The sequence below is a fragment of the Agarivorans sp. 2_MG-2023 genome, assembly GCF_030548085.1.
Lineage (GTDB): Bacteria > Pseudomonadota > Gammaproteobacteria > Enterobacterales > Celerinatantimonadaceae > Agarivorans.
On the sequence record NZ_JAUORQ010000007.1, the window covers coordinates 259689 to 270854 of the forward strand.

At 45.5% G+C, this 11166-nt stretch carries 12 protein-coding genes; 6 read left to right on the top strand and 6 right to left on the bottom strand.

Going from position 1 to position 11166, the window contains the following annotated elements:
* Positions 1–62: 62 nt before the first annotated feature.
* Positions 63–971, bottom strand: a complete 909-nt coding sequence (locus tag Q4549_RS12920) for a LysR substrate-binding domain-containing protein (RefSeq protein WP_303552372.1) — start codon at positions 969–971, stop codon at positions 63–65.
* A gap of 113 nt (positions 972–1084) precedes the next feature.
* Between Q4549_RS12920 and Q4549_RS12925 the strand changes: the two genes are divergently transcribed.
* Positions 1085–1966: a DMT family transporter gene (locus Q4549_RS12925; RefSeq protein WP_303552375.1), complete on the top strand. Its 882-nt coding sequence runs from the start codon at positions 1085–1087 to the stop codon at positions 1964–1966.
* A gap of 180 nt (positions 1967–2146) precedes the next feature.
* Positions 2147–2953 (top strand): ABC transporter substrate-binding protein, encoded by an 807-nt coding sequence (locus Q4549_RS12930; protein WP_303552378.1) that lies wholly within the window; start codon positions 2147–2149, stop codon positions 2951–2953.
* Between the two features lie 7 nt (positions 2954–2960).
* Here Q4549_RS12930 and Q4549_RS12935 read toward each other — a convergent pair whose 3' ends face one another.
* Positions 2961–3272, bottom strand: coding sequence for a GIY-YIG nuclease family protein (locus Q4549_RS12935; protein WP_303552381.1), 312 nt, complete (start codon positions 3270–3272; stop codon positions 2961–2963).
* Between the two features lie 411 nt (positions 3273–3683).
* Here Q4549_RS12935 and Q4549_RS12940 point away from each other — a divergent pair, with 411 nt between their 5' ends.
* Complete coding sequence (locus Q4549_RS12940) at positions 3684–3971, top strand: hypothetical protein (protein ID WP_303552383.1); 288 nt, start codon at positions 3684–3686, stop codon at positions 3969–3971.
* A gap of 23 nt (positions 3972–3994) precedes the next feature.
* Here the strand turns inward: Q4549_RS12940 and Q4549_RS12945 are convergent, their stop codons facing one another.
* A complete protein-coding gene (locus tag Q4549_RS12945; RefSeq protein ID WP_303552385.1) occupies positions 3995–4312 on the bottom strand; it encodes an MGMT family protein in 318 nt (105 codons plus the stop codon).
* A gap of 7 nt (positions 4313–4319) precedes the next feature.
* The gene (locus tag Q4549_RS12950; RefSeq protein ID WP_303516910.1) at positions 4320–4721 is read right to left on the bottom strand and encodes an SMI1/KNR4 family protein; all 402 of its coding nucleotides are present in this window, start codon (positions 4719–4721) and stop codon (positions 4320–4322) included.
* A gap of 92 nt (positions 4722–4813) precedes the next feature.
* Here Q4549_RS12950 and Q4549_RS12955 point away from each other — a divergent pair, with 92 nt between their 5' ends.
* Entirely contained in the window at positions 4814–5467 is a 654-nt protein-coding gene (locus Q4549_RS12955; protein ID WP_303552388.1) for an alpha/beta hydrolase, read from the top strand.
* A 9-nt stretch (positions 5468–5476) separates the two neighbouring features.
* Here Q4549_RS12955 and Q4549_RS12960 read toward each other — a convergent pair whose 3' ends face one another.
* Positions 5477–6394 (bottom strand): LysR family transcriptional regulator, encoded by a 918-nt coding sequence (locus Q4549_RS12960; RefSeq protein WP_303552391.1) that lies wholly within the window; start codon positions 6392–6394, stop codon positions 5477–5479.
* A gap of 103 nt (positions 6395–6497) precedes the next feature.
* Between Q4549_RS12960 and Q4549_RS12965 the strand changes: the two genes are divergently transcribed.
* Positions 6498–7841, top strand: a complete 1344-nt coding sequence (locus tag Q4549_RS12965; protein WP_303552395.1) for an aspartate aminotransferase family protein — start codon at positions 6498–6500, stop codon at positions 7839–7841.
* Between the two features lie 24 nt (positions 7842–7865).
* The gene (locus Q4549_RS12970) at positions 7866–9356 is read left to right on the top strand and encodes a CoA-acylating methylmalonate-semialdehyde dehydrogenase (protein WP_303552398.1); all 1491 of its coding nucleotides are present in this window, start codon (positions 7866–7868) and stop codon (positions 9354–9356) included.
* Positions 9357–9450: 94 nt separating this feature from the next.
* On the opposite strand, the gene pssA is transcribed toward Q4549_RS12970, so the two are convergent.
* Complete coding sequence (pssA, locus tag Q4549_RS12975; protein WP_303552401.1) at positions 9451–10800, bottom strand: CDP-diacylglycerol--serine O-phosphatidyltransferase; 1350 nt, start codon at positions 10798–10800, stop codon at positions 9451–9453.
* Positions 10801–11166: the final 366 nt, after the last annotated feature.

Here is an 11166-nt window from a genome sequence, read left to right on the forward strand (position 1 = left end):
GACGGCCTCCGCAAAATAGGATCACCCAAAGATAGCACTGCATGCTGGCTGATAAAGTACATTTAGCGCTCTAGGGGGCTAGCTGCCGTTTCTACGAGCCAATCAACCACAGCCCGCAAGCCTTGTTCGCGGCTGCGTGCTTGTTTAAAACACAGGTAAAAATCGTAGCCGGTGTAAACCGACGATACTGGCAGATCGACCAATTTGCCTTCGCGAATATCTTTCTCCACCATAAAGTCGCTGACCAGAGCAATCCCTTGACCTGTTTCTGCCGCCTCTAACGCTAATACTTGATGACTAAAACTATGAAAGCCTTGGTTGACCGGCAAAGCAATACCAAGCCCTTTCGACCATACTGCCCAATCACCTCCGGGCTGCTTAGCATCTTCGTCTAAGTCGCAAGAAAGCAGCGGAAAGTTGAGTAAATCTTGTCGCCAATTTTGATGGTCGATTTCTTGGTAGAGACTTGGTGAACACACCGCCACTAAGCGCTCTTTGTGTAACAGTCGGCTCACATAACCAGGAGCAGTGGCCGTAAAACAAATAAACAAGTCACCGGTTTTGCTGGAAAGCAGCGGTTCTTCGGTCACCATTTGTAGGCGTAAATCAATATCGGGATGTCGCGCTCGAAAACTAGGCAACAAAGGCACTAAACGCTTAAGCGCAAACGAACTATAAGAGGTAAGTCGCAGCTGATCGATACCCTCGCCTTTAACTTGTCGAGTAAGATGACTGAGCTCATTGAGAATACGCTCTACTTCTACAAAGTACCCGCGCCCGGTATCGCTCAACTGCAGTTGTCGGCCAACTTTTTCAAACAACGGTTCTGCTAAGTAATCTTCAAGTAAGCGCAAGCGGTGGCTCACTGCACTCTGGCTAATCCCTAGTTCGCTGCCAGCTTTAGCCACACTTTGGTTGCGAGCAACAGCTTCAAAAGCGACTAAGGCGTTTAATGGTGGAAGTGTTCGCATAAAAATACATTCATTTTTTTCATGTATTTTAAATTATTATCATTTTTTTAATGTTTCACAAGTCTCTACACTGCCTTTTCTATTCAACACTAGCTACAGCATAGGGGGCAAGCATGCGAAACAATTACACTCTTGTCGCCATTGTTATTTTGGTGGTGGCCAACCAAATTGCGGTGCTATCCGATGCGTTAATGAAAATAGCCGGCGAGCAAGCCTCGGTATTCGAGATATTGTTGTACCGTCAACTTTGTACCTTAATGCTGTTGTTACCGCTGTTTTTATTCACGAAGAATAAACTACCTCAAAAGCCGCTGATCCACGTGGTGCGAGGACATTTATGGTTAGCGGGCTCGGGCTGTATGGTAGTGGCATTAATGACCTTGCCGCTAGCCACTGCTAACGCTTTGTTTTACGCCGCGCCAATTATGATGTTACCGCTAGGCATGTGGCTGCATAAAAGCACCGTTAACCGCACTCAAATGGTAGCTGCTACCATCGGTTTTATTGGGGTTCTGGTTATTATCAGACCTACAGAGTTTAACTGGGGCGCAGCGGCGGCTCTTGGCACCGCCTTAACACTGGCTTTGAGTAACTTAACCGTGAAATACATTCCTAAGCAGGAGTCGGTTGTTACCAGTTTGTTTTGGACCAATGTAATGGTAGTACCTGCCACCTTGCTGTTGGCGTGGCCAGAATTACATGGCATTAACTGGGAGTTGGTCACTCTTGCTGGCGGCAGTAGTTTGTTTATTCTGTTTTTACATGCTGGTTCTGTTGTGGCTTATCGAACCGCCGATGCCAATACTATTGCCAGCGCCGAGTACACCGGCTTAATAGGCGCAGCAGTGGTTGGTTGGGTCAGCTTTAATGAAATGCCTGATGCGCTCACTTGGTTAGGCGCAGCAATGATTGTTTTACCATTAGTGTTAATCGGTAAACGTAGCTTACGTAAACCCAAAAGCAAAGACACCACCGCACCAGTTATAGATAACTAGGCCGAATAGCGAGAGAATGAGCGCTCTCGCTAAACTGAAGTATTTACTGTCAACTTTAGTAGACAGCAAGCTTAGTTTGTTCACTCAATATGCTAAGCCTTTCCAATACAATCCTTTATTAAATCAGCATAATGCACTGTCAAAGTTTGTTGTATTGAGATTTTCCCCGATGCTGTTCGTTTGTTCCATTTACATAAGCTTCCCTTGCTAAAGGTCGCCCTCGCCGTTGTCAGCTTAGTTTTGGCCGGCCTACCTTGGCAACTTCAGGCCAACCAAACTGAACAATTAACGTTTGCTGCAGACCGCTGGTGCCCATTTAACTGTAAACCCAATAGTCGGCTGCCTGGTTATGCGATAGAAATCATTCAGCGCGCTTTTAGCCCTAAATATCAGGTTAACTTTCGCGAAATGCCATGGACACGAGCATTAAGGCATAGTGAGAAAGGGGTTTATCAAGGTGTGATTGGCGCCGTAAATGGTGAAGCCGAGGGTTTTATTTACCCTAGTGAAGCCATTGGCCGCGCGACCCAAGTATTGGTAATGCGCAATGATAGCACCTGGCAATATCAAGGTATTGAATCCTTGGAAGAACTACGTATTGCTGTCATTGCTAATTATGATTATGGTCCCGCTATCGATAGCTACGTATCAGCGAAGCAGCACAAACGAAACCTCGTCACCGTACGCAGTGACCAGCCCTTAGTAAAGATGCATAAGCTATTACAAGAAGGGCGAATTGATGGGTACATCGAAGACAAAAGCGTGGCAAGTTATTACAGCCATCAGCAAGGAGATAACCAAAAGATTCGCTTTGCTAAAGAGTTTGAATCAAGTTTGGTATACATCGCTTTTTCACCCAGTAATCCACAAAGTAGAGCCTTGTCCTCTCAGCTCAGTGAGGCAATTGTTGCGATGCGCGAAACTGGAGAACTGGAAAAAATATTGGCACGTTACGGCTTAGAAGATTGGCAAAATAGCCCTGAATAAGGCCCGTTTACAAAAGGTTTTGCCAATCTAACTTGCCCGCGACCAGCAACTCTTTTTTCGACTTTGAGAGTTGTTTAATAGCATATTCTAAGCGCATTGCTTGCTGCTTAGACGCCATGAGCTGTTGAAATGCCAAAACCAATGGGCCTTTACCACGCAGCGCTTTAGCTCCTTTTAACCCACCTTGCTGGTGCTCGCTAAAGCGGCGCTCTACATCTGTGGTAACTCCAGTGTAAAGATGCTGGTTTTTGGTACGAATGATATACAAAAACCATGGTTTTACCGCGGGAGTTGATAAGGTTAACGGAAGCTCAGGCAAATCGTGGCTACTTGATCAAAGTTATTCAGTAATATGCAGTGTAACTAGCAGAACATTAGGTTCAAGTTAAAACGGTACCAAGCAACAAGTATAGGCTTTAGCTACAACTTTAGTCTTATTGTAAAACTTCTTTTACAGCTAGGTTCTCCTTGGAATTTTAGGCCTTATTAAAGTTAAATCAGCAACATAACAGTGGTCCACCGTCTAAGCGCAAAATTAACCATTGATTTGAGTATTGGTTGGCCTAAGCTGAGTGCGTCAATGATAAAAACAACAACTAGCTCAAGCTAGAATAAAGTAGCAATAAGCACTTACCAACCGGCTGTCAACGAATATCCAGTGATGGTCAAGCCAACAAATAGTGACTCTATTGCTCAGTAGTTTTAAACGATAAATAGAGAGTGGTAGATCATGGTATTACACGATCTTAAAAAGAGACGCTTGCTTACTGTTAATGCTAAGCAGTTTTGCAATGTAGATAGTTACCAAGCCAATAAAACTTACGCGACTCGCCAAGTGAGTAACGTTGTACCCTTTCCCCTATCGTCGATAAAAAACAACAAACTCGCAGTGAAAGAAATCTTTAGTTTAAATAAGCAACAACAAGAAGAACTGCAGCAGCTAAAGCAACTCACAGGCCTGTCTAGTGATTACTTAGAGCACAAGTTAAGCTTACACCTAGGCGAACAAAAGCAGTAACAGCTAAGCGCGATAGTTTTGGGCTAGTCGCCCAACCAACGGTGTTGAGCGAGAGGCACTTTATTATTGCGAAAAACAATGCCTTCGTCTTCTAAACGTTGCCGCTGCGTTTGGTACTGAGGAGAACCCTCAGGAAATGAAATCATGCCCTTGGCATTTATTACTCGATGCCAAGGCAAACTGGAACCTTCTGGTAAGCTTTTAAGGCAGCGCCCTACCGCTCTAGCCATTCTTGGGTAACCGGCCATTTCGGCTACACCACCATAAGTGGCGACTCGCCCCTCAGGAATATGACCGATCACCAGCCAAAACTTGGCAAGGTACTGCTGCTTCTCATCCATTAGCGACTTAGCTTTGCATCCATACTTCAGTTGCCCAATCCCAAATGGTATCCCATTCAGGAACTAAATCCTCTTGACCCTGCCAGTAACCTATTTCACCTTCTTGACTAATAAAGTAAAAATTATCGCCGTTCTGGCAAATAGGAATAAACTCACGTGGCAAACCCAAATTCCAAGCGGTAGCGGCAACTTCCGGTAAGTAAGTATGTAAATACGGGTCACTAATCGTCACCGGCTCTAAACTTCCAATAGCAACATTACTTACGGTAAGTTGAAAAGCACGTAAGTCACCAGGCATCGGGATGAGAATGAGCTCTTCTACTTCAACTAATTGAGCTTCTGTAGGAAGATCGCTTGGGTAAGCACCCGATTGGTCTGCATCCCTTATTTCATCTATTAGTTCTTGCATGCTTGTCTCTCCGAGGTATTGGCATACAATGCCCGTTGCTTAAAATTTTGCACAGCTTACAGAGAAGATTCTCATTCAGCAAAGGAAACTCGATGCTTGATAATGCTATTACTGTAGAACCACAACAACCGGCGCGCCACTGTGTAATTTGGTTGCACGGATTAGGCGCGGGGCCTGAAGACTTTGTTCCTTTGGCAAAACAACTCAAACTGCCTGCCGATGCCGCAGTACGTTTTATCTTTCCGGCAGCACCGACTCGATCGGTAACGGTAAATGCCGGTTATTTCATGCCTGCCTGGTACGATATTTTAGCCTTTTCGCCCGAAAGACAGATTAACCATTCCCACCTAGATGAGGTAAGCGAACAGATTGAGCAAGTCATTCAGCAACAAGTTACGTTGGGTATTGCTAGCGAGAAGATCTTTATTGCTGGCTTCTCCCAAGGCGGTGCCGTTGCCTATCAGTGTGCCTTAAATTACCCAAATAGCTTGGGTGGCTTGTTATGCATGTCTACTTACTTATTAGCAGAAAGCCTGCCCACAACAGCGTTGCAAACTAACACTCCAGTGTTAATTCAACATGGTCGCCAAGATGACGTAGTGGCATTAAACCTCGGCCAACAAGCCTTTAACCAGTTGCAAGCTCAACACTATCAAGTGGAATTTCAGCAGTTTGATATGGCTCATAGTGTATCGCCCAGCCAAGTGAAAGCGATTAGCGCCTGGTTAAGTCATCTAATGCGTTAGCATTTGCCCTTACTGAACACCGTGAGCTTGATTCAAGCAATCGATAAAACAGGCTAGAATTCGAGAAGGCTTTGGCGAATGACGCGTTACAGCTAAAAATGGGCAGTGATAAGCAAAGTCTTCACCCCCTAATGCTCTTATCATGCCTTGTTCCACAAAGCTCCTAGCGTAATGCTCGGGCAAATAAGCCAAATAAGCGCCTGACAATAGCAAAGTAGCAATCGCTTCTTGATCGTAGGCAGTCGCTTGGCGGCTAAAACCTTTGCGCTGCGAAGTCTCCATATTAGGGGAGTGGTGGCCAAGACCTGCATATTTTTGAGCAACTATTTCTTGCGCACTAATGGTTATATCACTGCGTTTAAATAGAGGATGGTGATAGCCACAATACAGCGCCATTTTCTCATCAAACAAATATTGGTAGTTAAGGCTACTAGATTGTCGCTGACCCGGCACAATTCCCAGCTGATAGCGCCCCTCGATCACTCCACTTTCAATCACTGAAAGAGCTTCTACGTATAAATCTAAGCTAACCTTGGGCGCACGTTGGTCAAACAACTGTAGTGCTTCTGAGATCTTAGCCTGCTGGTTGGTAACGGTTTTATCGAACAGGGCAATGGCCAGCTTGCCCGTCATGTCTTTATGCAAACTTTGTACATCGGCACGAAACTCATCTAACGCGCCCATTAGGCGTAAGCTAGATTGATAAACATGCTGCCCCTCAGGACTAAGCACAAAACCTGCTCGCCCACGCTGGCATAGGGTTACCCCGAGTCGAATCTCTAGGTCTTTCACATGCCGACTAATGGTAGAGCGACCAATGTTCAGTTCAACTTCAGCCGCTGAAATGCCGCCGCAATCGGCCACCACTCTAAATACTTTGAGCAAACGTAAATCAATATCGCTTAACTGGCCGAGTATCTTCTGCATTTTGTTTCACCTTTATGAAACTTTAGTTTGAAAGATACACATTGATGAAACGTAAAGCGAGTTTTAAGCTAAACCAACAAATGAAGCTTGCTTGGGGATGCAAATGGCAACACTAGAACAAATGGGCATTACGCAAAATCAGCTCGATAGTCATTGGATGGCCTATTCGGGTAATCGCCAGTTCAAACAAGACCCACGCATCATCAAACAAGCCAAAGGCAATTATTACTATGATGCCGATAGCCGAAAAATTTTTGATGGCCTGTCTGGTTTATGGACCTGTGGCTTGGGGCACGGCCGCCAAGAGATTACCGAGGCAATTACTAAGCAAGCCAACCAACTAGATTATTCGCCAGCGTTCCAGTTTGGTCATCCAGCGTCATTCCAACTGGCGGAAAAAATCACTGAGTTTATGCCGGCAGGACTAAATAGAGTGTTTTTTACTGGTTCGGGTTCAGAATCAGCAGATACCTCACTCAAAATTGCTCGCGCTTACTGGCGAAAGAAGGGTTTAGCCAGTAAAACCAAATTAATCGGCCGTGGTAAGGGTTACCACGGGGTGAATTTTGGCGGTATTTCAGTAGGTGGTATAGGGCCCAATCGCGCTATTTTTGGCGCGGGGGTCGATGCCGCACATATGCGCCATACCGTATTGCCAGAAAATGCCTTTACCAAAGGTCAGCCAGAGAAAGGCGCCGAACTGGCTAATGACCTATTGGATTTAATTGCAGTTCACGATGCCTCTAACATTGCCGCCGTCATTGTAGAACCCATGGCTGGCAGCGCCGGAGTTATTCCTCCACCGCTCGGCTATTTAACGCGTTTGCGTGAGATCTGCGACCAACACCAAATACTGCTTATTTTTGATGAAGTGATATGCGCCTTTGGTCGCTTAGGCTATAAAACCGGTGCCGAAGCGTGTGGTGTAACCCCCGACATCATCAACATGGCTAAACAGCTGACAAATGGTGTTATTCCCATGGGTGCCGTAGCCTGTAAGCAGGAAATTTACGATACCTTTATGGCAGAAGGTGGCCCGGACTATATGTTGGAATTGCCACATGGATATACTTATTCAGCTCACCCCATTGCGTGTGCAGCAGCCTTGGCCACTCTAGATTTATTAGAGAAAGAGCATACGATTGAGCGGGCACGAGAAATGTCTCCATTACTAGAGCGAGCCGCCCATCAGTTAGCTGGCTTAGAGTTAGTCAGTGATATTCGTAATATGGGTTTGGCAGTAGGGTTAAATCTTGTACACGCACCAGGGGAGCCAGCGCTAAACCCTTATTTAGTCGCACAAGCGATGTGGCAGCAAGGTTTCTACGTACGCTATGGTGCAGACACTATACAAATTGCGCCTCCGTTTACGGTTACCGCAAACGAAATTGACAGCCTATTTAATGCATTAGGCGACACGATTCAGCACTTATCAGGCCACGCCTAAGCTTTTAAGGAAAAGGAACATAACATGTCTATCATTGGTCACTTAATTAACGGCGAGACACAAACAGAACACAGCCGTTTACAAGATGTATTCAATCCCTCAACCGGTAAAGTTGCTAACCAAGTGGCATTAGCGCCTAAAGCTACCGTAGAACAAGCTATATCGGCAGCTCAGGCCGCTTTTCCTGCCTGGCGAAATACACCTGTCGCTAAACGTGCTCAAATCATGTTTCGCTACAAAAGCTTGCTGGAAGAAAATGCCGAGCAAATCTGTGAATTAGTAGGCCAGCAGCACGGCAAAATAGTACACGATGCTATGGGTGAGCTGACTCGCGGTATCGAAAATGTTGAATATGCTTGTTATGCCCCTGAGTTACTGAAAGGCGAACACAGTAAAAACGTGGGATCGGGCATTGATTCATGGAGTGAATTTCAGTCTCTGGGTGTTGTCGCAGGTATTACTCCTTTTAACTTCCCAGTAATGGTGCCGATGTGGATGTTTCCAATGGCGATTATGTGTGGAAATACCTTTGTACTAAAACCATCGGAACGAGATCCGTCAGCCACCTTGTTGATTGCTGAACTATTACATGAGGCGGGTTTGCCCAATGGCGTATTCAACGTAGTAAATGGCGATAAAGAAGCCGTAGACACCCTACTTAGTGATTCACGAGTCGCTGCGGTTAGTTTTGTTGGCTCAACCCCAATTGCCGAATACATTTATGCCACAGCGACCGCCAACGGTAAGCGCTGCCAAGCATTAGGTGGCGCAAAAAACCACGCGATAATTATGCCAGATGCCGATTTGGACAACGCCGTTAACTCACTGCTTGGTGCTGCTTTTGGTTCGTCTGGCGAACGCTGCATGGCATTATCGGTAGCCGTTGCAGTAGGCGATGATACAGCCGACAAACTGATTGCGGGTCTAAGTGATGCCATGCAAAGCCTAAAAGTGGGCGCTTATTCGAATAAAGAAAATGATTTTGGACCACTGATTACCGCGGAGCAACGCGACAAAGTTGCTATGTACATTAGCAGCGCAGAGGCAGACGGCGCGAAAGTGGTGGTTGATGGCCGGAACCCTCAGGTGGCAGGCTATCCCGATGGCTTTTTTGTTGGCGGTACCTTAATCGACCACGTAACCAGTAACATGAAAGCCTACCAAGAGGAGATTTTTGGGCCGGTATTATGTGTGGTCCGCGTAGACAGCATGGAACAAGGGATGCAGCTCATTAATCAGCATCAATTTGGCAATGGCACCTGTTTATATACTCGTGATGGCGAAGCCGCACGTTACTTCTCAGACAACATTCAAGTAGGCATGGTAGGTATTAACGTTCCTTTACCTGTACCAGTGTCTTCTCACAGCTTTGGCGGCTGGAAGCGTTCGTTGTTTGGTGATTTACATGCCTATGGACCAGATGCCGTGCGTTTTTATACAAAACGTAAAACCATTACCCAGCGCTGGCCTTCATCTTCGGTGAGGGAAGGCGTTAATTTTTCTTTCCCTAGCTAACAGAAACTAAAACACTGCGCCTGTGGTTTAAGCTTTAGCTAACTATACGCATTAAAAAGCCCAGCTTCAGCTGGGCTTTTTTTTAAACTTGATGCTACAAAATTTGTTTTAGTAAACGGTCAGCGCGCACTCGAGAGATACGCTTTAACAAACGCTTCACTGGCAGTGGGTATTGATTAAGTTGTTCGAGATCTGACGGCTTATGCACCAAGCTGGTATGGCGCAGAATATTATTAAGTTCTTCATCTCTCTTAGCGTGCAGCAAACCGTTGGGGTCATCTAGCAACAAGCCGTTTTCTAAATCGAGGTTCCAAGCTCTTGGGTTCAAATTATTCCCGGTCAGTAAGGTAAACCGCTCATCAACCCAAATCCCCTTCACATGAAAGCTATTTTTCTCATGTGACCAAACATTAATGCTTAGCAAGCCGTTATTGATATAACGCTGCTGGCGTTTTACAAACTTGTTTAAATTACATTCATACAAGTAAGGCAAAGCATGAATGACTTTAAAGCTTTGCTCAGGATCGCTATAAAAATCACTGGCCGTTTTATCTCCAACAATGAGCTTAACCTTTACCCCACGCTTAAGCGCTTTAGTTATTTCTCTAGACAAAGAGCTAGGGGGATTAAAATAAGGGGTACATATTGTGAGTTGGTGTTGTGCACTCACCACCAACTGGCGAATGGTTTTGTTTAACAGGTTTTGGCGACGCCCCAAACCAAGTAAAGGAGTCACTCCTACTTGGCTCTCGCTGAGGTCCTGCGGATAATAGTTGTATTGTTCGCGTTGCAAAGTGACTCGCAAGCGCCGTATTGCAGGTTTAAGCATTCGGGTGCTTAACGGTGTCGCTGTAGACAGACTAGAAACTGCGTCACAATCAATGAGAAATTGATCGACATAATTTACCATTGCGTTAGCTAAACGTTGGTTACCTAACAACTGGTAACGATCGGAACGATAGCGCTGCTGTTGCTCAAGATAAATATCGTTGATGCTGGCGCCACTATAAATCACGGTGTCGTCAACAATACTGCCTTTTAGATGAAGAACCCCAAATAACTCTCTATGGCTAACAGGTACGCCAAGCAGTCTCACAGAGCCTGGATACTTTGCTTCATACTCGCGATACATCGCTGCATTGCCTTGAGCATCTTGTTGCCCAATTAAACCGCGCTGTGCTCTATGCCAATCAACTAATACCACTATTTCCAAGTCAGGGCGTTGGCGTTTGGCTGCATAGAGAGCATCCATAACAGAACGGCCGGCTTCATCGTCTTCTAGATAAAGCGCCACAATATAGATTCGTGAATCAGCTTGAGCAATTAACTCTAGTAGTTTTAATCGATATGCTTTAGCGCTCAATAACACCTCATACCGCTCAGGATCTTGAGCTATTTTAGGCAGAGACAGTAAAGAGGCATTACGAGAAAAGCGTGGGGTCATTATTATAAATTCTTGGTTGGTCGCTCTATGCTAAGTTCATTGTAACAAAGGATTTGCAAGGTCACTAAGAAAGCCATCAACAAAGCGTAAAAGTGTCGTCAGTAACGCACTCCTAGGCGCTTAGCATCCCAACTTTCGCATAACGCAGCAGTTTATTTGATGGTTAGTAGTGGTTAGGACAGGTTGTCAATTTAGCAATTACACCCTGCTTTAAATCATTTCACTTTCATTCAGGCAATAAAAAACCCCAAAGTCTGACGACTTTGGGGTTTAGTTAATTGAGAGCCTAGCGGTGACCTACTTTCACATGGGGAAACCCCACACTATCATCGGCGCAGTTGCGTTTCACTTCTGAGTTCGGCATGG